We start from the raw sequence: 18,834 nt of genomic DNA, 5'->3' as shown, positions 1-18,834 counted from the left end.
AGGGGGGTTATAAATAAAATATTATTAAGCTGGGAAGTGAGCATAAATATCGGATGCAGAGCTCATCTAGAACTCCCCGGAATACTTCACCGCTGCCGCGGCCCGCGACGGCACATCCAGCGTACGCAACAGCGACGACACATGGATGCGCACGGTGAACGGCGAGATATCCAGGGCCTTGGCGATTTCCTTGTTGGTCTTGCCTTGGGCGATCAGGCGCAGCACGTCCTGCTGGCGGGCGGTGAGGGTGTGAGTGTCCAGCGGCAGCAGGCCGGAGGGGGCGAACTTGACTAGCACTTCGCCTTCGCGGATGGCCAGTAGCGCCTGGCCAATCTCGTCGGGGGCGATGTTCTTGCCGATGAAGCCGTCGGCGCCCAGGGCCATGACCTGATCGATCAATGCCGGGTCATCCACCATCGACACCACGATCAACGTGGTGCGCCGCAGTTGCTGGCGCAGGTCGACCAGTTGGCTCATGCAGGTCAAGCCAGGAAAACGCAGGTCGAGGATCAGGGTGTCGACCTCGCCGCCTTCGCCGATCAGTGTGAGCACCGTGTCCAGATCGCCGGCTTCCTGCACTACAGCGTCCGGTAGCAAGCGCTGCACCGTGCGCAGCATGGCTTCGCGAAACATCGGGTGGTCGTCGGCGATGATGATGCGACCGGTCATGTGGGTGCTCCTTCCTGGGGCAAGGCTGTGCGGTTGCATGCTACCTTACCACTGCGCCCAGGGGCTGCCTGTGGCACATGTTGGATTTGTTGATTGCCGCACAAGGACGTAACCCCATGAGTCTTGAGACCAACTCCGAACTCGACCAGGCCAACCTGCGCATCGTGGTGGCCAGCATCGCAATCGTCTACATCGGCGCCTTGGGCTTCCTGCCCGGACAGTCGGTGGACACCTACCTGCCGGTGATCCTGTATATCTTCCTGTTCCTGCTGGCTTCCATCGTATTGCGTCAGGTGATCGCCCGATGGCCCGGGCATTATCCGGCGCGGCGGATCTTCGGCATGATTCATGACTACACCGGCACCTCGTTCGGCATGGTGGTCGGCGGCGAGGCGGCCTTGCCGCTGTATGCGGTGATGGTGTGGGTCAACCTCGGCAATGGCATGCGCTACGGCTCGCGTTACCTGGCGATTGCCACTGCGTTGGCACTGCTGGCGTTGCTGATCGTGTACCGCCTCACGCCGGTCTGGCAGGCGCAGCCGTTCATGGTGCTGATGCTGATGATCACCAGCACGGTGATCCCGGTGTACGCGCATATCCTGCTGGAACGCACACGCAAGGCGTCCGAGCAAGCCATCGCCGCCAACCTGGAAAAGTCGCGTTTCCTCGCTCAGGCCAGCCACGACCTGCGCCAGCCCATTCACTCCATCGGTTTGTTCACTGCGTGCCTGCGCGAAGCCCGGTTGGGCGATGAAGAGCGGAGGCTGGTGGACAATATCGACCGTTCGCTGCTCAACGTATCGCAACTGTTCCGCTCGATTCTGGACCTCTATACCCTCGACAACGGTCGCCTGCTGCCCAAGTACCAAGCGGTGCACCTGGGAGAGTTCCTCGCCGATCTGGTGCGCCAGAACGCCGAGGCCGCGCGCTGGGCCGGCGTGGAATTGCGCTTGCGGCCGTGCGCGCACTGGGTGCTGGTCGACCCGGCGCTGTTGGCGACCATGGTGCAGAACGTGCTGTCCAATTGCTTCAAATATGGCGCGCATCGTCCGGTGCTGATCGGCGTGCGTATTCGCGACGGCGGCTTGGCGGTAGAGATTCATGACCGAGGGCGAGGGATTGCCGAGGAGCATCTGTCAAAGGTCTTCGAGGAGTTTTATCGGGTACGCCACCTGCGTGACAAAGACGTCGAAGGCGTGGGCCTCGGGCTGTCCATCGTCAAGCGCCTGGGGCAGTTGATGGGGGTTCAAGTGAGCCTGCGTTCACGGGTGGGTCAGGGTACTTCCGTGAGCCTGTATGGCCTCACCCTGGCCACCGCGCCGCGAGCAACGGCACCGCGTGATGAAACGCGCCAGGCCGGGTTGCTCACCGGTTTGAAGGTGTGCCTGGTCGAAGATGACCACAACGTGCTGCTCGCCACCCAGGCGCTGCTGGAGCGCTGGGGGTGCGACGTGCAGGCGGAGTCTTCGGGGCGTGACCTGGTCAGCGACTGCGACATTATCGTCGCCGACTACGATCTGGGTAACCACGCCACTGGCATCGAATGCATCGACGCTCTGCGCGAGCAACGTGGCTGGGCGGTCCCGGCGCTGATCCTCACTGGGCACGATGTGGAGAAAATCCAGGCCGCGTTGCACGACCGTCAGATCGCCATTCTCTCCAAGCCGGTGCGCCCCGCTGAACTGCGCGGTGTTCTGCGGGACCTGAGCCAGGAGGCGGTTACTGGGTGAAGCCCTGCAGTGGGTTGCCCCGTGCACCTTTGGGCTGGCAGTAGGCGGCAGGCTTCATCAGCCCAAAGCTCGCCACCGCGAACGCACCGCCGCTGGCACCGCTGGGCACTGAGCAGTTGTACTCGCCGGATGCCGCGCTGGCGACGTAGTAGGTGGTCATCGAGTCGCTGCGTACGTTGGAGATACGCTTGACCGGTTCGCCCAGGTTGGTTTCCGACAGCGTCTTGAGGTGGTCTTCGGTGGGCTTGATGTTGCTGCAGCCGGCGACGCCGATGAACAGGGCACCCAACAGGGTAAGGCGGGTAACAGAGGATTGCAGTTTCATGGTGCTTCTTCCTTGGGGTTGTTATGGTTTTTCCAGCGCACAACACGCCCACGCGCAAGAGATGCACGGTGCCGAAGGAGCGTTGGAAGTGCCGGGGAATATAGCGCCGCAGGGGAGTAGGGTCGATTAGCACAAGTGTGCTAATGGCACGATGATTTCATGGAAGGAGCGTGAAATGCTGGAGATAAAACGGGCCACTCCAGAGGATGCCCAGGTAGCGTTCGACATCCGCTTGCAGGCCATTCGAAGCCAATTCATCGGCGCGTACACTCAGGAGCAGATGGTACGCGGGAGATGAACAGGCGGTCTATCACTCGCCATCAGGCTTGCAGTTGGCCTGTATCCCGATGACTAAACACCTTACGACCTGACACCCAGCCCCTGTAGGAGCCGGCTTGCCGGCGAAAAAATCAAGGACGCTGCATTCATCCAGAACACCCGCGTCATCGTTGACGATTTTCGCTGGCAAGCCAGCTCCTACAGTGGAACTGTTTCAATCATCAAAACGTGCCTGTAGGCGTTCGATGACCTGCGCCACCGAGGCTCCGTGGATTATCGGTGGTGTGAGGCTCTCGCCAAACTCACGCCACACAAACAGCGTTAACTCAACGCCATCGGTCAACGCTTGCGCCGGGGGCTGCGAGCCAAAATCCTGCAGCAACCGATACCGATCATCCCGCCAGAATGCTTCCTCCACCCAGTCGTACACCGGGATGAAATGAAAATGCAGCGGGAATCCCGGCATGTGTCCATAGCGGCTGATATACAGCCATTTCGGCTTGAGTTGCGTCTCTATCACTCGCTGGGTCTTCGCCAGCAATCCACCCAGTTCCGCTAACGCCGCGTCCGGCATAGCGGCCAGGGAGTGGATCGGTGCCCTGGCGCCCAGCATCAGGTAACCCGGCAGTGCTGAATCCACGTGATGGTTAAGCCGCCAGTGTTCGGTTTCGAGAAGAATGTAGGCCGGGTCGATCTGCATAAGCGTATCCATGAGAGCTGTGTCTGCAGAATACCTGCATATCGGTGTCGACGGTCCCTCGTTCCGGGTGGATAGCCTCAAGCGACTCCGTTTATTGTGGATTGAGGCGCACGATCAACTTGCCGAAATTGCGACCTTCCAGCAGCCCGATAAACGCTTCGGGTGCCCGCGCCAGGCCGTCGACAATGTCCTCGCGCCATTTGAGTTTGCCTTCGGCGATCCACTGCGCGGCCTCGTGCAGGAATGTGTCCTGCTGCTGATCGACAAACTCGGTCTGGATAAACCCACGCACGGTCAGGCTCTTGGCGAGAATGTCATGCATCGTTGCAGGCAATCGGTCCATCGTTGCTTCCTGAAGGGCGCCATCGTTGTAATGAGCGATCAGCCCGCACACGGGTATACGCGCAAAATCATTGAGCAGCGGTCGCACGGCATCCCACACAGGCCCGGCGACGTTCTCAAAGTACACGTCGATACCCTGGGGGCACGCCCTGGCCAACTGCTCGGCAAAGTCGGGGGCGCGGTGGTCAATGACCGCATCAAAGCCCAAGTCGTCTTTCACGAATGCGCACTTGTCCGCTCCACCGGCAATACCCACGGCACGAGCACCGTGCAGGCGGGCAATCTGGCCGACCACTGAGCCGACTGCACCGCTGGCGGCTGCGACGACTACGGTTTCGCCGGGTTTGGGCTTGCCGATATTGAGCAGGCCGGCGTAGGCCGTGAAACCCGGCATGCCCAGCACGCCGAGGGCGGTGGTCAGCGGTGCGATGCCTGGATCCAGGCGGCGCAGGTCTTGCCCGTCAGACAACGCGAAGCGCTGCCAGCCGGCGTAGGCCAATACGAGATCGCCTGCGTGCCAATCGGCGTGACGTGAGTGCTTGATACGCGCCACGGTGCCGCCCACCATCACTTCACCGATGCCCACCGGCTCGGCATACGATTTGGCGGCACTCATGCGCCAGCGCATGTAAGGGTCGAGAGACAGGTAAAGGTTTTCCAGCAGCACCTGCCCATCGTTCGGCTCGGGGATCGGTGCGTATTCAAGGCGGAAATCGGTGGTTTTCGGGCGACCTTCGGGACGAGCGGCCAATACGATGCGCGGGTTTTGGGGGGTATCCATGATGTTTCTACTCACTGATTGAACAGGATGAGCAGCGTAGTCATACGGTGGGTATCAAGGTAGGCTGATAGCAGTTGATTCAGAGTTATGCCAAACATGATATCCGACGCATTTGAACCCTATTTGCTGCGCACCTTTGTCGCGGTGTGTCATCACGGCAGCCTCAGTGGCGCCGCGCAACAGGCGGGCAGGGCGCAATCGGCGCTGAGCGCGCAGATTCGCCGCTTGGAAGAGGTGCTCGGGCAACGCCTGTTGCGGCGCACCGGGCGTGGCGTGGTGCCGACCACTGAGGGGGAACTGTTGCTCAGCTATGCCACACGCATCCTGGCGTTGGGCGAAACAGTGGCGACACGCTTGAAGGAGCGTACGGTAATGGGCACGGTGCGCGTCGGCCTGTCGGAAGATGTCGCCGTCTCGGCGTTGCCCGCCGCCCTGGGCCGTTTACGCCGTGCCAGCCCCCATGTACACATGGACATCACCGTGGACCACGGCGATGCGCTCGCTGAGCGCTGGCACGATGGTTTGCTCGACGTGGCCATTGGCGTGAGCTCGGTATTTGCCGCCGACCCCGTGCATACCTGGAATATGCCGTTGTATTGGGTGTGCGGGATCGATGATCAAATCGACCCGGCGTTGGCGTTGGATGTGATCGTGTATGCCGAACCTTGCGCGTGGCGGCGCCTGATGTTCGACGCGTTGTTGACCGCCGGCCGCGATTTCCGTGTGACCGTCACCAGCCCGAATATCGGCGTAATCATGGCGGCCGTGGAAAGCGGCCTGGGTGTCGCGTTGCTGCCGGCTGAAAATATTCGCCCCGACACCATGCGCGTAATCGCATTGGGCCCCAGCGGCAGTCCAGTGTTGAGCGTCAATTACGGATTATTCGCGGTACCGCGTCAGACCGAGAGCATTCGCGCGACGGTCGAGTTGCTCAGCGAGAGTTTTCACCTGATGACGCAGCCAAGGTCAGGCGGCCTGATCCGTTGCGATACACCCAGCCGCTTGCTGTGAATCAATGCATCTTGCTGTGGTCCATCCCATCCACGCCACGGGCCGGCGCCTTCACTTCAATCGACTGCTTCTCGCCCTTGGCGTTTTGCACAGTCAGGGTCAGCGGCACTTGGTCACCTTCCTTGATCTGGCCGGTCAGGCCCATCAGCATCACGTGGTAGCCGTTGGGGTCGAGGCTCACGGCCTTGCCGGCGGGCAGGGCCACGGAGTCCACCGGGCCCATGCGCATGACGTCGTCCTTCATGCTCATTTCATGGATCTGCACGTCCTTGGCCACCGGCGAGGCCACGCTCAGCAACTTGCTGTCGCTGTCGGCGGTGACGGTCATGAACGCGCCGCTGGACGGCTGGCCCGGCACGGTGGCGCGTACCCAGGCGTCGGTCACTTGCACCTGGGCGCTGGCGTGGGCGGCAAGGCCCAGCAGGGTCAGGCCGATGAGGGTGCGTTTGAGGTGTTGAACGGCAGTCATTAGCAGACCTCCATGACGGTGAGCAGGTCTTCTGCGCACTCTTTAGCGGTAAGGGATGCCTGCAGGCCCAGGCGCAGGTTGCCACGGGTGTCGAACACGAAACTGGTGGCGGTGTGGGACAGGGTGTAGGTGTCGCCAGCCGGGATCTTTTCATAAAAGATCCCGAATTCCTTGGCGGCCACGGCAATTTCTTCCGGGGTGCCGTACAGCGCTTCGAAGCTCGGATCGAAGGCCTTGACGTACTTGTCGAGAATCTCCGGCGTGTCGCGTTCCGGGTCCAGGGTGATAAACACCACCTGCATGATTTCGCCGTCGCGGCCCATCAACTTCTTGGCCTGCGCGGCGCGCGCCAGGGTGGTCGGGCACACGGCCGGGCATTGGGTGAAGCCGAAGAACACCACCGGCATCAGTCCACGGAACGAGCTCAAGGTGACGGTTTCGCCGTCGGTGTTCTTGAGCTTGAAGGTACGGCCCATGATCTTGTCGCTCAGGTCCTTGCCGTACTTGAAGTTCAGCTTGGGGCTGTAGTCACAGCCGCCCAGCAGGCTGCCCAGGCCCAGCAGGCCCATTCCGGTCAGCACTTTGCGGCGGGTGAATAAGGTACTCATCAACTGTGCATCCTGTGAAACGCCTGCATTGCTCTGGATCAATACGTCAGGCTTTGAGGGCGCCCAGTCTACCAACCCTGGGAAGTGCACGTAATCTGCGACGTTCTGCCACAGGGGCCTGCGACATTTCATCATTTGGCGGCTCTGGTGGTAGAGTCGCCGCCATGAAATTGAGTTACCCCGACCGTTCCCTGATTGCCTGGGCCCTGTACTTCTGCGTGCTGATGAACCTGTTCGTCTGCGGTTTGGGGCATGGGCAGATGATGGGCCAGGAACTGAATGGCATCGGCGGGGCGTTTTGTTCGGTGGACGGCAAGCAGGCGCCACTTTCCGACAAAGGGTTGGGCAGCCCGTCTTCCAGCAACATCTCGAACTACTTTGCTTGCCCGGTCTGCAACGCCTTGACGGTTGCCCTGGTGTTTCTGGTCGGCCTGGCCTGGTTGCTGGGCCTGGGGCAAACCCCGCGCCCGGCTCACGAACGGCGCAACAAGGCGCCACCGCGCTATTCCTGGCCCTCGGCCAACCCCCGCGCCTCTCCCGCATTCTGACGTATGCCTTGGGCCTCCCGTGATCGGGCGGCATTCCCTCGTCATGACTGAGAGTGCGTTTCATGAACCACCTGTTGCCCGCAGGCGCCAGCCGCCTGGTCAGCAAGGCGTCCCGCCGCCTGCACGCGGAACCGATGCCGCCGGAATACCCGAGTAACTCCCGCAGCTTTGTGCACCTGGATGCGCGATTGTTGCCGTATTGGCACACCTTGTTCGATATCTGCCCGGCGCTGCTCAAGCTGGATCCGCCTGAAGGGTTGAACCTGTTTCGCAGCTTCATGACCTGGGCCTATCGCAACCGGCCGCCGCTGGATTGGACCTATCACCTGAATGTCTGCCGTTGGCTGCTGGGCTCGCCGTATCGGTCGCAGATCGACGACGAGCCGATCGAGGCGTTCATGGCGGCGGCTGCGGCGCGGTGGGTCAATACGGATGAAAGTCAGGCCCAGGGTGTGGCCCTGGCCTGGCAGTCGTCACGGGTTGTCGACTGGAAAGACGCCCGCGCTGTCGGTACCGAACCGCAGGCGTTGCCGCCGTCATCCTGGGATTTCGCCTGGTGCCCGTTAAAAGCGCCGGGCGGTTTCAGTGGGTGGTTGTCGGTGCCTTGAGGTGCTGTCGGATCCATGGTTTGACGCCTGTCACCGCGATGTGGTGTTCGGCATTGAAGGTTGCGGCGGGGTCCCAGGCCACGCCGTTGCCTTGGACGAATACCACGCGCTACTGCTTCAGGTGGTCGTCGACACTCCAAACCAATTGGTCACCCATTCTTCCCCCAAATTGGATATTCCTCCCCCAAGGCCCGATGACTAACCTAGCCATCAATCCCCACTGCCCTGGAGCAACATCATGCAAACCCGTACTGATTTCTACACCGCCTCCCCAGACGCCATGAAAGCCATGCTCGCCCTGGAAGCCGCCGTTGGCAAACTGTCCATCGAACTGCCCCTGTTGGAACTGGTCCGCCTGCGCGTCTCGCAAATCAACGGCTGCGCCTTCTGCCTCGACATGCACACCGCCGACGCCCGCAAAGGCGGCGAAACCGAGCGCCGCTTGTACACCGTCTCGGCCTGGCGCGAAACGCCATTCTTCACCCCGCGTGAACGCGCCGCCCTGGCTTGGGCCGAGAGCCTGACCCTGATCAGCCGCACCCACGCCCCGGACGAAGACTTCAACGCACTGGCCGCCGAGTTCAGTGCCCAGGAGCAGATCGACCTGAGCGTGGCCATCGCCACCATCAACAGTTGGAACCGTCTGGCCGTGGGCTTTCGCAAGATGCCGAAGTGAGGCTCAACCTGATTTGAAATAGCCACGTGGCGTGGTGCCGGTCATGCCCTTGAAGAAGGCGATCAATGCGCTGTCGCTGGCAAAGCCCAGCTCAAAGGCGCAGTAGCCGATACTGCGCCCGGTAGCGAGCAACTCGATGACGCGCATCAAGCGCCACTGCTGGCGCCATTGCTGATAGCCCAGGCCGGTTTCCCGCAGGAAGATCCGGCCAATGGTCTTGGTGCTGGCGCCGATTTGCTTTTCCAGGTCTTGCAACGTGGGTGGCAAGCGTTCGAGATTGGCCAGCAATGGTGCCAGGCGCTTGTCCTGCGGCAAGGGCAGGAGCATGCGTTGCTCGGCCGCACCCTGGATTTCCTCCAGGCACAACGCCAGCAAATGGGCATATCGGCCGGTGAGCCAATCGGTCTCGAACGGGGCCATGGCCATCGGCTCCAGCACCGCGCGTAGCAAGGCGCTCACTTCGATCACCCGCACCGCCGTCGGCAACAGGGCCGCAACGGCTGGGCTCAGGTACACCGAGCGGTAATCCACCGTCTTGCTCATCACCGCACGGTGATGCACACCGCAAGGTATCCACGCCGCGCGGGTCGGTGGCAGCAGGCACAGTTGATTGTCCAGGGTAATGCGGGTGCAGCCGTGTTGGGTAAACAGCAGTTGACCACGCCGGTGGTGATGCAGGCCGGAGTCGTGGTCGCCGAGGAGGGCGGCGATGCCGATGACGGGAGCCAGGTAGCTGTCCGGGTCGAAGGATGCGTCGGCGGCGAGCCAAGCCATGGTTTGTCCGATTTCATGGATATATTGTCGAAGTCTGGATAATACCCCAGTCCCCGCCGCTTAGAATCCTTCCGCTTGTTTTCCCGTGAAGGTCCTGTCCATGACATCTCAAAAACTGTTGGTGCTGGCCGTGGCGCTGCTGATGTTCCCGCAACTGGCCCAAACCCTCTATAGCCCGGCCCTGGGTGACATCGGCCAGGCCTTCGCCGTCGTGCCTGAACGGGCGGGGCAGACCTTGTCGGTGTACTTCCTGGCGTTTGCGTTTGGCGTGGTGGTGTGGGGACGGTTGTGTGATCGCTGGGGCCGGCGTCCGGTGATGTTGGCCGGGCTGGGACTGTATGTTGCCGCCACGCTGCTGGCCTTGAGTGTGAGCACGTTCAACGGTCTGCTATCGGCCCAGGCTATCGCGGCCTTCGGCGCGGCGGTTGGCTCAGTGGCCACGCAGACGCTGTTGCGCGACCGCTTTCACGGCGCGCAGTTGGCCCAGGTGTTTTCCATGATGGGGATTGCCCTGGCCGCCAGCCCGGCACTTGGCCTGTTCAGCGGCGCGACCTTGGTGCAGTATTTCGGCTATCGCGGCATGCTCACGGGCTTGCTGCTGACAGCGGCGGGATTGTGGTTCGCCTGCCTGTGGGCCTTGCCCGAGACGCGTCCGGCGTCCCTGCCGACATCGCCCCTGGGCCAAACCGTAGGCCTGATGCTCCGGGACCTCGGGGTATGGCGTTCCGTCGGCCTGGTGGCGGCGTTCAATATTGCGCTGTTTGGTTACTACAGCGTGGGGCCGTTTATCTTCGCACGGCTGGGTTTGTCTGCTGCCGAGTTCGGCTACAGCGGTGTGTTGCTCGCGCTTGGATCGGGGCTTGGGGCATGGCTGAACAAAGTCTTGCTCAAGCGTGGCCTGAATGGCGAGCAGTTGGTGCTGGTCGCCGCAGGGGTGGCGCTGTCAGGCGGTCTGTCGGTCCTGATGTTGCAGGAGAGCTGGCTGTTCGTGGGGCCGATGTTGCTGGTGGTGCTGGCGTTCGGCATGGCGATTCCCAACGTGCTGGGGGCGGCATTGGTGGATTATCAAGACCGCCTTGGTACCGCTGCGGCCGTTTTTGGCTTGCTCTATTACCTGGCGATTGGCGCCGGGTTGACCTTGGTTACCTGGGCTCAGGACCTTGGCTGGAGCCTGTTGACGTGCGGCTTGGCGGCGCTGTGGCTGGCAGCGCCGCGTGTGTTCAGAAATTGACCGAAGCACTCAGGCGTGCCGTCAACGGCGCGCCCTGGAACAGATAGTCATCGCCCATGTATTCGCCCGCGTCGCGCCAGTAGCGCTTGTCGAACAGGTTGTCGACGCTCAGGCGGAACACCGTCTCATAGCCGCTCACTTTGGTGGTGTAGCGGCTGCCGACGTTCACCACTGCGTAATCCCCCACCTCCACATTGCCGCTGCGGTTGGCGTACTTCTTGGCGCTGTATTGCACGCCGCCGAGTAGCGCCAGGCCGTTCACCCATGGCAATGCATAATCGGCATACACACTGGCGCGCAGCTTGGGCACGTTGATCGCTTGGTGGCCCTCATAATCCGCAGTACCGCTGCCGGTCACCCGCGCCCGAATCGCCGCCACGCTGGTTGCGATCTGCAGGCGCTCGGTGGCCCAGCCATTGGCCGACAGTTCCAGGCCCGTGTTCTTCTGTTCGCCTTGTTGCACGTAGTCGAATTTCCCCGTGCCGTCCGGCTTGGCGTATTGGTAGGCCTGGCGGGTCTGGAATACAGCGGCGGTGAAGCTCATGCGGCGCCAGTCGTATTTCACCCCGGCTTCGATTTGACGTGAGGTGGTGGGGGCGAGTGTTTCATCTGCGTTGTTCGCGAACCACGGCGCTGTACCACCTAGTGATAGGCCCTTGCTGTAGCTGGTGTAGAGCGAAACGTTCTCCACCGGTTTGTAGATCAATGAGGCTTGAGGCAGGAATACGTATTGCTGGGTGTGGCGGGTCTGGCTCCCAGTGACGCTGTCAAAGGCCTTTTCATCCAGACGCACTTCACGGCCGCCGAGGATGGTTTGCCATTGCTCGTTGAAACGGATTCGGTCGGTGACGAACACGCCGTATTGACGGCTATCGAGGTTGCGGTGGCTGTCGTTCAGGGGCTTGTCGGTTGGCGTGAATGTCGGAGCGTCTACGTCGATGTTGGTGGTGCCGATGAACTCGTTGACCGATTTGCGCTTGTCGATCACCCGGCGGAATGCACTGGTGCCGAAGGTCAGTTCATGGCCCAGGCCTGCGGTGTCGAACAATCCGGTCATAGCCGCCTGGATCTCATCATCACGGCGAGTGTCGTCGGGGCTACGGTAGTCGTAGACGTCGTAATTGCCTTCGGGGCTGAAGTAGTTCGGTACGCTGGAGGTGCAACTGGTCGATCCATAACAACCCCAGGCAAACGAGCTGTAATCATCGATCACCACCTTGCTGCGCGCCGCGCTGACACTGCCTTTCCACTGATCGCTGAAGCGGTACTCAAACTTGCCGTTGAGGTTCAGTGAATCAATGCCCACTTGCTTCGACCCACTCTGGTGGCCCAGCAGCTTTTTCGGCGAAGCATCGTGGGGTACTTCGGTGCCGCCGAGCAATTGGTAGCCCGGCACCGAACGCTGTTGCTTGTTCTGGTATTCCGCATCCAGTTGCAACAGCGCATCGGGGCTGATGTTCCAATCGAACGCCAGGGACACAAAATCGCGCTGGCCATTGGCGTGTTCAACATAAGAGTTGAGGTCTTCATGGGCCACGTTGGCGCGCAGGCCGAATTGCTGCTCGCTGCCAAACCAGCCGCCCACGTCGGTGGCGATGTAGCCGCTGCCGCGATCGTCGGTGGAGACGGTCACCGAGCGCACGTCTTCCGGGCGCTTGGTCACGTAGTTGATCACGCCGCTTGGCTCGGAAATCCCGCTTTGCAGGCCCGCCAGGCCCTTGAGCACTTCGACCTGCTGCTTGTTTTCCAGGGCGACGTTCTGCTCGCCCGTGATGGTGCGCCCGTTGATCTTGTAGCTGCTTGCCGCGTTCAGCGAGAAGCCGCGCACCACGAAGTTTTCGTAATAGCCGATGGGCGCATAGCTGTCGCCCACCGAGGCGTCGTTGCGCAGCACTTCGCTGAGCAGGCGCGCCTGCTGGTCCTTGATCAGCGCGGCGTTGATCACCGTGATCGACGCCGGAGTGTCCAGCAGCGGCGCATCATCGAAGCCGGCCACCGAGGCGGTTTCACTGCGATAGCCGGACTCTTCCTGGCCCTGGACGTTCACCGCCGGCAGCTCGATTTCAGCCGCCAGGCTGCTGCCGATGCCGCCGCTGAGCAGCAGGCCGAGGGCGAAACGTGAGGAAACGACGGGACGAAAACGCAAAACCATGGGGCAGGGCCTTAAAGCGCGGGCGGGGGGCGCATAAGCTAGGCATATCGGCCAGGTTTTACAAGGTATTGAGAAGGCTTCTCCGTTAGTGGCGATGCTTTAGCGTTTCGCTCGGCAGTTCTTTGAACAAGGCCCGGTAACTGTTGGAAAACCGCCCCAGGTGCCAGAACGACCAATTCATCGCCACCTCGGCGACGGTGGCGTTCGGTGAGCCCAACAACTCCCGCCGCGCCCCATTCAACCGGCGCAACCGCAACCACTGCGCCGGGCTCATCCCGGTGTAGGTCTTGAAGCCCTGTTGCAACTGACGCAACGGCACGCCGGCTATCCGCGCCAGCTCAAGCAGGTTGACGGTCTCATCCGGTGCATCCGCCGCCCATTCGCCGATGCGTGCCATCAGCCGGCGTTCTTCGCTGCGTCGCTGCAACGAGTGGCGGTCCAGGCACACGCAGGCGTTGTCGAGGATAAACAGGCAATCGTCCAGCAACTGCTGGGTGAGGGCGTCACGGCTGGCGGGGTCGATTTCGGTGGACAAGCGGGTGAGGGTGCCACTCAGCCAGCGGCTGAACAGCCCATTCTGCTGGCAGGTCAACGGTGCCATGAACAGGCCTTCGAGCTTCGCCACATCCAGCCCATGGCGCTGCACGAATTGCGGCCCGAACACCACCGCCACTTCACGGTAGTTTTCCGGGGTGATCCAGGTGTTGTGGCTTTCGCCGTTGAGCATATACAGCGCGTTGTCGCTGCCGTCGAAACAGAACGCCAACGAGCCCGGCGGTGCGTTGAAATGCTGCTCCACGCGGGTGTTCATGCACTCTTCGTACACCTCCACACCCTGCAAATCCAGGTAGCGGATCCGCCCGGCAAAATGCCCTGGGGACATCTGCTGGTACTGCTGCACCCAACCGGGTGTCGCATTGCATTGAGCGGCCACATCACCGGTGGTGAAGGCCTGTACGCGCAAAGCTGTTGCCTGTGTCATGGGTAACCTGGGCGCACTCTATTGGTGCGTTGTGGTTCGTGCAAAGTGGATAGATGCCGCAGGGGCGGCGGCATCAAGATAGACCTCAATGCGCCAGGAGTACAAGCCGGCGCATGCACCCAACCCATGACGAGGTCCTTATGAACGCCCCCTTCGATCAGCTGTCCGCCTGGCTGAAAGAACACAAGATTACCGAAGTCGAATGCGTGATCAGTGATTTGACTGGCATCGCACGCGGCAAGATTGCGCCTACCAACAAGTTCCTGCATGAGCGAGGCATGCGCCTGCCGGAAAGTGTGCTGCTGCAAACGGTAACCGGGGACTTTGTCGACGACGAGATCTACTACGACCTGCTCGACCCGGCCGATATCGACATGGTCTGCCGCCCGGTGTCCAACGCCACGTATGTGGTGCCGTGGGCGATTGAGCCCACCGCGATTGTGATTCACGACACTTTCGACAAGCAGGGCAACCCCATCGAACTGTCGCCGCGCAACGTGCTGAAGAAGGTCCTGCAGCTCTACACCGATCAGGGTTGGCAGCCGATCGTCGCGCCGGAAATGGAGTTCTACCTGACCCAGCGTTGCGAAGACCCGGACCTGCCGCTGAAAACCCCGATAGGCCGCTCCGGCCGCGCCGAAACCGGGCGTCAATCGTTTTCCATCGATGCCGCCAACGAATTCGACCCACTGTTCGAAGATGTCTACGACTGGTGCGAAGCCCAGGGCCTTGACCTCGACACGTTGATCCACGAAGACGGCCCGGCGCAGATGGAAATCAACTTCCGCCACGGCGACGCCCTCGACCTGGCCGACCAGATCACTGTGTTCAAGCGCACCCTGCGCGAGGCCGCGCTCAAGCACAACGTCGCCGCGACTTTTATGGCCAAGCCGGTGGCTGACGAGCCGGGCAGCGCCATGCACCTGCACCAGAGCGTGGTCGACATCGCCACCGGCAAACCGGTGTTCGTCGACGCTGATGGCAACAAGAGCCAACTGTTCCTTCACCACATCGGCGGCTTGCAGAAGTACATTCCCAAGCTGCTGCCGATGTTTGCGCCCAACGTGAACTCGTTCCGCCGCTTCCTGCCGGACACCTCGGCACCGGTCAACGTCGAGTGGGGTGAAGAAAACCGCACCGTCGGCCTGCGCGTGCCCACCTCCAGCCCCGACGCCATGCGTGTGGAAAACCGCTTGCCCGGCGCCGATGCCAATCCCTACCTGGCGATTGCCGCTAGTCTGCTGTGTGGCTACCTCGGGATGATCGAGCAGATCGAACCCAGTGCGCCGGTGGAGGGCCGCGCCTATGAACGCCGCAACCTGCGCCTGCCGTTCACCCTCGAAGATGCGCTGGCGCGCATGGAGGATTGCGACACGGTCAAGCAGTACCTGGGCGACAAGTTCGTGCGTGGCTACGTCGCGGTCAAACGTGCCGAACACGAGAATTTCAAGCGGGTGATCAGTTCCTGGGAGCGTGAGTTCCTGCTGTTGAGCGTCTAAAAAAACCAAAAAAGGGGTGTCGATATGCGTCTTGTGAAACAGCTTCTCCCGCTGGCCCTGGTGGCCGCGTTCAGCAGCGCCAGCCAGGCGGCGCCGACGGTCAGCGTCTACAACTGGACCGACTACATCGGCGAGACGACCTTGGCCGATTTCCAGGCCAAGACCGGGATCAAGCCGATCTACGACGTGTTCGACTCCAACGAAACCCTGGAGGGCAAGTTGCTCGCCGGGCGCACCGGCTACGACGTGGTGGTGCCGTCCAACCACTTCCTGGCGCGCCAGGTAAAGGCCGGTGCGTTCCTCAAACTCGACCGCGCGCAACTGCCCAACTTCAAGAACCTCGACCCCAAGTTGCTCAAGCTGTTGGAAAAGAATGACCCGGGCAATGCGCACTCGGTGCCGTACCTGTGGGGCACCAATGGCATCGGCTATAACGTCGACAAGGTCAAGCAGGTGCTGGGCATCGACCATATCGATTCGTGGGCGGTGCTGTTCGAGCCCGAGAACATCAAGAAACTCAACCAATGCGGCGTGGCCTTCCTCGACTCGGCGGACGAGCTATTCCCGGCGATCCTCAACTACATGGGCAAGGACCCGCGCAGCGAGAACCCCGAGGACTACAAACAGGCCGAGGCCAAGCTGCTGACGCTGCGGCCGTACATCACCTACTTCCATTCCTCCAAGTACATCTCGGATTTGGCCAACGGTGATATCTGCGTGGCCTTCGGTTATTCCGGCGACGTGTTCCAGGCCGCCAACCGCGCCAAGGAAGCCAAGAACGGGGTGAATATCGCCTATTCGATTCCCAAGGAAGGCTCCAACCTGTGGTTCGACCTGCTGGCGATTCCCGCCGACGCGAGCAATCCGAAAGAAGCCCATGCCTTTATCAACTACCTGCTCGACCCTGAGGTGATCGCCAAGGTCAGCGCCTCGGTGGGGTATGCCAACGCCAACCCGGCGGCCAAGGCCTTCATGGACCCGGAACTGGTGAACAACCCTGAGGTGTACCCGTCTCAGGAAGTGCTCGACAAACTCTATATTTCCACCACGCCGACCCCGGCGACCATGCGCCTGATGACCCGCGCCTGGAGCAAAGTGAAGACCAACAAATGATGCAGTCGACTGACCACGCCCGGTCCTACTACCGGGCCACGGCCAACGCCCTGACGGAGCGCCCCGCATTGGGCGCCGACCTGACCGCCGATGTGTGCGTGATCGGCGGCGGGTTCACTGGCGTGAATACCGCCATCGAACTGGCCCAGCGCGGGCTCTCGGTGATCCTGCTGGAAGCCCGGCGCATCGGCTGGGGCGCCAGCGGGCGCAACGGCGGGCAGTTGATTCGCGGTATCGGCCATGACGTGTCGGGATTTGCCAAATACGTGGGCGAGGAGGGCGTGCGTTACCTGGAGCGTGCCGGCATCGACTCGGTGGCGTTGGTGGGCGAGCGTATTCGTGCGCACAGCATCGACTGCGACCTGCGCTGGGGCTTTTGCGAGTTGGCCAATACGCCCGCGCAGTTCGCTGCATTCAAAGGCGAGCAGGCGCACCTGGCGGAGCTGGGGTATACCCACGAAACGCGCCTGGTGGGTCCGCAGGATATGCGACAGATCGTGGGTTCGGCGGTATATGCCGGTGGTCTCGTCGACATGGGCTCTGGCCACTTGCATCCCCTGAATTTGGTATTGGGTGAAGCGCAGTTGGCCGAGTCTCTCGGGGTGCGGATCTTCGAGCACACTGAGGTGCTTGAACTGAACCACGGCGACACGGTGCAAGTGCGCTGCGCAGGCGGCACGGTGCGCGCCGACCACCTGGTGCTGGCCTGCAATGCCCATCTGGAGGAACTGGAACCGCGCTTGAGCGGCAAGGTACTCCCGGCGGGCAGCTACATCATCGCCACCGAGCCGTTGTCGGAAGATGTGGCCAACCAGTTGATCCCGCAGAACCTTGCGCTGTGCGACCAGAAAGTCGGCCTGGATTACTATCGATTGTCCGCTGACCGCCGCCTGCTATTCGGCGGCGCCTGCCATTACTCCGGCCGCGATCCGGTGGACATCGCCGCCTATATGCAGCCGAAAATGCTCAAGGTGTTCCCGCAACTGGCCCATACCGCCATTGAGTTTCAGTGGGGCGGCAAGATCGGCATAACCGCCAATCGCTTCCCGCAGGTGGGGCGCCTGAAGCATTACCCGAATGTGTTTTATGCCCAGGGCTATTCCGGGCATGGGTTGAACGTGACGCACTGGTGCGCAAAGTTGCTGGCCGAAGGCATCCACGCCGGACACAGCACAGGCCTGGATATTTTCAGCCAAGTGCCACACATGACCTTCCCCGGCGGGAAAGCGCTGCGCTCGCCGCTGCTGGCGTTGGGGATGTTGTGGTACCGCCTGAAGGAGTGGGTCTAGCACGATCCCCTGTAGGAGCTGGCTTGCCAGCGATAGCGGTGGTTCAGTCGACGCATCCGGTGGATGACCTGCCGCCATCGCCGGCAAGCCAGCTCCTACAAGTGGGGGTTCAATCTGTGAGCACTTTGCGGAAGGTTTCCACCAACGGCCGCAGGTTGATCCGATGCCATGCCGCCCAAAGCGGTGTGGTGTAACTCAGCCACGGCAACTCCCGCAACACCACGCCGGGCGGGGCATTGCGGCTCAGGCCCTTTTGCACCATTGCCACGCCCAGGCCCGAAGCAACCAGCCCCAACGCGGTAAACGGCTCACCGGCTTCCATGGGGATCTGCGGCGTGAAGCCGGCGCGAATGCAGGCAGCAACAAAGTCGTCAGCTGGAGGCGCGCCAAGTTTGCGTTGTACACCGATCCATTCCTGATCGGCCAGATGCTCGGGCAGCAACTCGCTTTGGCGTGCCAGTGGGTGGTGTTCAGGCAGGGCCAGCAGCATCGGGTCATCCAGCACTTGCCGCGCGATCAGGTCCGGGTCATCGGCGGCCGGTGGTTCGTTCACCAGTGCGATATCCAGGCTGCGTTGGCGCAGACCTTCCAGCTGTTCCAGAGAGGGCAGGTTATACAACTTGATATGCACGGTGGGGCGGTCGTCGCGCAGCACGCGCAGGGCATTGGGCAACACACCGGCATGCATGGCGTTTTCGATGTAGCCGATGCACAGCCCACCTTCTTCGCCCCTGCCCAGGCGCTTGCCCAGGGATTCCAGGCGATTGGCGTGGGTCAGCAGCGCCTTGGTTTCAGCCAGGAAGGTCTGGCCGTCACGGGTCAGGCGGATGCGTTGCTGGCTGCGTTCGAACAAGGTCAGGCCCAGCCGCTCTTCCAGCTGGGCTATCTGCCGGCTCAGCGGCGACTGCGAGATGTGCAGGCGTTCGGCTGCACGGCCGACGTGTTCTTCTTCAGCGACCACTTCGAAGTAGCGCAGTTGGCGGAGATCGATCATGTTAGACCTACAAGGACTCAAGTTGGTCGCAGTATGTCTTGGACGGTCCGATCT

General features: G+C 61.7%; 19 protein-coding genes and 1 pseudogene. 10 read left to right on the top strand and 10 right to left on the bottom strand.

The features are described from left to right. Positions 1–66: 66 nt before the first annotated feature. Positions 67–669 (bottom strand): LuxR C-terminal-related transcriptional regulator, encoded by a 603-nt coding sequence (locus HX868_RS20145; protein ID WP_177004170.1) that lies wholly within the window; start codon positions 667–669, stop codon positions 67–69. Positions 670–785: 116 nt separating this feature from the next. Between HX868_RS20145 and HX868_RS20140 the strand changes: the two genes are divergently transcribed. After that, positions 786–2,399 (top strand): ATP-binding response regulator, encoded by a 1,614-nt coding sequence (locus tag HX868_RS20140; protein WP_177004169.1) that lies wholly within the window; start codon positions 786–788, stop codon positions 2,397–2,399. On the opposite strand, the gene HX868_RS20135 is transcribed toward HX868_RS20140, so the two are convergent. Beyond that, entirely contained in the window at positions 2,389–2,724 is a 336-nt protein-coding gene (locus HX868_RS20135; protein ID WP_177004168.1) for a hypothetical protein, read from the bottom strand. The two genes, HX868_RS20140 and HX868_RS20135, sit on opposite strands and share 11 nt — an antisense overlap. A 175-nt stretch (positions 2,725–2,899) precedes the next feature. Here HX868_RS20135 and HX868_RS31310 point away from each other — a divergent pair. After that, positions 2,900–3,010, top strand: a pseudogene (locus HX868_RS31310) (GNAT family N-acetyltransferase); the annotation flags it as partial. A gap of 207 nt (positions 3,011–3,217) precedes the next feature. On the opposite strand, the gene HX868_RS20130 reads toward HX868_RS31310, so the two are convergent. Both HX868_RS20130 and HX868_RS20125 read right to left on the bottom strand, forming a co-directional pair. After that, complete coding sequence (locus HX868_RS20130) at positions 3,218–3,703, bottom strand: HIT family protein (RefSeq protein ID WP_177004167.1); 486 nt, start codon at positions 3,701–3,703, stop codon at positions 3,218–3,220. Positions 3,704–3,794: 91 nt separating this feature from the next. After that, entirely contained in the window at positions 3,795–4,826 is a 1,032-nt protein-coding gene (locus HX868_RS20125; protein ID WP_177004166.1) for an NADP-dependent oxidoreductase, read from the bottom strand. Positions 4,827–4,913: 87 nt separating this feature from the next. Between HX868_RS20125 and HX868_RS20120 the strand changes: the two genes are divergently transcribed. Further along, the gene (locus tag HX868_RS20120) at positions 4,914–5,837 is read left to right on the top strand and encodes a LysR family transcriptional regulator (protein WP_177004165.1); all 924 of its coding nucleotides are present in this window, start codon (positions 4,914–4,916) and stop codon (positions 5,835–5,837) included. Position 5,838: 1 nt separating this feature from the next. Here HX868_RS20120 and HX868_RS20115 read toward each other — a convergent pair whose 3' ends face one another. Together HX868_RS20115 and HX868_RS20110 are read right to left on the bottom strand one after the other, a co-directional pair. Beyond that, on the bottom strand, positions 5,839–6,306 hold the full coding sequence (locus tag HX868_RS20115; protein WP_177004164.1) for a copper chaperone PCu(A)C: 468 nt from the start codon (positions 6,304–6,306) through the stop codon (positions 5,839–5,841). After that, positions 6,306–6,914: an SCO family protein gene (locus tag HX868_RS20110; protein WP_016976099.1), complete on the bottom strand. Its 609-nt coding sequence runs from the start codon at positions 6,912–6,914 to the stop codon at positions 6,306–6,308. Before HX868_RS20110 ends, HX868_RS20115 begins: the two co-directional genes overlap by 1 nt. Positions 6,915–7,078: 164 nt before the next feature. Here HX868_RS20110 and HX868_RS20105 point away from each other — a divergent pair, with 164 nt between their 5' ends. The 3 genes from HX868_RS20105 to HX868_RS20095 all read left to right on the top strand — a co-directional run bounded on the left by HX868_RS20105 (position 7,079) and on the right by HX868_RS20095 (position 8,746). Then, the gene (locus tag HX868_RS20105; RefSeq protein WP_177004163.1) at positions 7,079–7,462 is read left to right on the top strand and encodes a DUF2946 domain-containing protein; all 384 of its coding nucleotides are present in this window, start codon (positions 7,079–7,081) and stop codon (positions 7,460–7,462) included. A 62-nt stretch (positions 7,463–7,524) separates the two neighbouring features. After that, entirely contained in the window at positions 7,525–8,070 is a 546-nt protein-coding gene (locus HX868_RS20100; RefSeq protein ID WP_177004162.1) for a putative natural product biosynthesis protein, read from the top strand. 238 nt (positions 8,071–8,308) lie between these two features. After that, positions 8,309–8,746: a carboxymuconolactone decarboxylase family protein gene (locus tag HX868_RS20095; RefSeq protein ID WP_177004161.1), complete on the top strand. Its 438-nt coding sequence runs from the start codon at positions 8,309–8,311 to the stop codon at positions 8,744–8,746. 3 nt (positions 8,747–8,749) lie between these two features. Here HX868_RS20095 and HX868_RS20090 read toward each other — a convergent pair whose 3' ends face one another. Next, complete coding sequence (locus HX868_RS20090) at positions 8,750–9,520, bottom strand: AraC family transcriptional regulator (protein ID WP_177004160.1); 771 nt, start codon at positions 9,518–9,520, stop codon at positions 8,750–8,752. A gap of 100 nt (positions 9,521–9,620) precedes the next feature. Here HX868_RS20090 and HX868_RS20085 point away from each other — a divergent pair, with 100 nt between their 5' ends. Beyond that, complete coding sequence (locus HX868_RS20085) at positions 9,621–10,751, top strand: MFS transporter (RefSeq protein WP_177004159.1); 1,131 nt, start codon at positions 9,621–9,623, stop codon at positions 10,749–10,751. On the opposite strand, the gene HX868_RS20080 is transcribed toward HX868_RS20085, so the two are convergent. Both HX868_RS20080 and HX868_RS20075 read right to left on the bottom strand, forming a co-directional pair. Then, a complete protein-coding gene (locus tag HX868_RS20080) occupies positions 10,741–12,903 on the bottom strand; it encodes a TonB-dependent siderophore receptor (RefSeq protein ID WP_177004158.1) in 2,163 nt (720 codons plus the stop codon). The two genes, HX868_RS20085 and HX868_RS20080, sit on opposite strands and share 11 nt — an antisense overlap. A gap of 85 nt (positions 12,904–12,988) precedes the next feature. Further along, complete coding sequence (locus HX868_RS20075) at positions 12,989–13,885, bottom strand: helix-turn-helix domain-containing protein (protein WP_177004157.1); 897 nt, start codon at positions 13,883–13,885, stop codon at positions 12,989–12,991. A 140-nt stretch (positions 13,886–14,025) separates the two neighbouring features. Here HX868_RS20075 and HX868_RS20070 point away from each other — a divergent pair, with 140 nt between their 5' ends. Genes HX868_RS20070 through HX868_RS20060 form a run of 3 tightly spaced genes read left to right on the top strand, consistent with a single transcriptional unit; the run spans position 14,026 to position 17,786 of the window. Then, on the top strand, positions 14,026–15,384 hold the full coding sequence (locus HX868_RS20070; RefSeq protein ID WP_028615842.1) for a glutamine synthetase family protein: 1,359 nt from the start codon (positions 14,026–14,028) through the stop codon (positions 15,382–15,384). 24 nt (positions 15,385–15,408) lie between these two features. Next, complete coding sequence (locus tag HX868_RS20065; RefSeq protein ID WP_033898190.1) at positions 15,409–16,497, top strand: polyamine ABC transporter substrate-binding protein; 1,089 nt, start codon at positions 15,409–15,411, stop codon at positions 16,495–16,497. After that, entirely contained in the window at positions 16,494–17,786 is a 1,293-nt protein-coding gene (locus tag HX868_RS20060) for an NAD(P)/FAD-dependent oxidoreductase (RefSeq protein WP_177004156.1), read from the top strand. The genes HX868_RS20065 and HX868_RS20060 overlap by 4 nt, the downstream gene beginning before the upstream one ends. Positions 17,787–17,895: 109 nt before the next feature. Here HX868_RS20060 and HX868_RS20055 read toward each other — a convergent pair whose 3' ends face one another. Continuing rightward, complete coding sequence (locus tag HX868_RS20055) at positions 17,896–18,780, bottom strand: LysR substrate-binding domain-containing protein (RefSeq protein WP_177004155.1); 885 nt, start codon at positions 18,778–18,780, stop codon at positions 17,896–17,898. Positions 18,781–18,834: the final 54 nt, after the last annotated feature.

The sequence above is a fragment of the Pseudomonas reactans genome, assembly GCF_013385825.1.
Classification (GTDB): Bacteria; Pseudomonadota; Gammaproteobacteria; order Pseudomonadales; family Pseudomonadaceae; genus Aquipseudomonas; species Aquipseudomonas reactans.
The sequence above is the reverse complement of the archived record's forward strand: the minus strand, read 5'-3'. Positions and strand labels throughout refer to the sequence as shown.

What these genes read in the sequence shown, in the direction of transcription:
- HX868_RS20100 (WP_177004162.1), top strand. Translation starts at nt 7,525, where the DNA reads ATGAACCACCTGTTGCCCGCAGGCGCCAGCCGCCTGGTCAGCAAGGCG.
- HX868_RS20065 (WP_033898190.1), top strand. Translation starts at nt 15,409, where the DNA reads ATGCGTCTTGTGAAACAGCTTCTCCCGCTGGCCCTGGTGGCCGCGTTC.
- HX868_RS20090 (WP_177004160.1), bottom strand. Translation starts at nt 9,520, where the DNA reads ATGGCTTGGCTCGCCGCCGACGCATCCTTCGACCCGGACAGCTACCTG.
- HX868_RS20115 (WP_177004164.1), bottom strand. Translation starts at nt 6,306, where the DNA reads ATGACTGCCGTTCAACACCTCAAACGCACCCTCATCGGCCTGACCCTG.
- HX868_RS20085 (WP_177004159.1), top strand. Translation starts at nt 9,621, where the DNA reads ATGACATCTCAAAAACTGTTGGTGCTGGCCGTGGCGCTGCTGATGTTC.
- HX868_RS20120 (WP_177004165.1), top strand. Translation starts at nt 4,914, where the DNA reads ATGCCAAACATGATATCCGACGCATTTGAACCCTATTTGCTGCGCACC.
- HX868_RS20145 (WP_177004170.1), bottom strand. Translation starts at nt 669, where the DNA reads ATGACCGGTCGCATCATCATCGCCGACGACCACCCGATGTTTCGCGAA.
- HX868_RS20125 (WP_177004166.1), bottom strand. Translation starts at nt 4,826, where the DNA reads ATGGATACCCCCCAAAACCCGCGCATCGTATTGGCCGCTCGTCCCGAA.
- HX868_RS20080 (WP_177004158.1), bottom strand. Translation starts at nt 12,903, where the DNA reads ATGGTTTTGCGTTTTCGTCCCGTCGTTTCCTCACGTTTCGCCCTCGGC.
- HX868_RS20135 (WP_177004168.1), bottom strand. Translation starts at nt 2,724, where the DNA reads ATGAAACTGCAATCCTCTGTTACCCGCCTTACCCTGTTGGGTGCCCTG.
- HX868_RS20110 (WP_016976099.1), bottom strand. Translation starts at nt 6,914, where the DNA reads ATGAGTACCTTATTCACCCGCCGCAAAGTGCTGACCGGAATGGGCCTG.
- HX868_RS20140 (WP_177004169.1), top strand. Translation starts at nt 786, where the DNA reads ATGAGTCTTGAGACCAACTCCGAACTCGACCAGGCCAACCTGCGCATC.
- HX868_RS20130 (WP_177004167.1), bottom strand. Translation starts at nt 3,703, where the DNA reads ATGCAGATCGACCCGGCCTACATTCTTCTCGAAACCGAACACTGGCGG.
- HX868_RS20055 (WP_177004155.1), bottom strand. Translation starts at nt 18,780, where the DNA reads ATGATCGATCTCCGCCAACTGCGCTACTTCGAAGTGGTCGCTGAAGAA.
- HX868_RS20060 (WP_177004156.1), top strand. Translation starts at nt 16,494, where the DNA reads ATGATGCAGTCGACTGACCACGCCCGGTCCTACTACCGGGCCACGGCC.
- HX868_RS20105 (WP_177004163.1), top strand. Translation starts at nt 7,079, where the DNA reads ATGAAATTGAGTTACCCCGACCGTTCCCTGATTGCCTGGGCCCTGTAC.
- HX868_RS20070 (WP_028615842.1), top strand. Translation starts at nt 14,026, where the DNA reads ATGAACGCCCCCTTCGATCAGCTGTCCGCCTGGCTGAAAGAACACAAG.
- HX868_RS20075 (WP_177004157.1), bottom strand. Translation starts at nt 13,885, where the DNA reads ATGACACAGGCAACAGCTTTGCGCGTACAGGCCTTCACCACCGGTGAT.
- HX868_RS20095 (WP_177004161.1), top strand. Translation starts at nt 8,309, where the DNA reads ATGCAAACCCGTACTGATTTCTACACCGCCTCCCCAGACGCCATGAAA.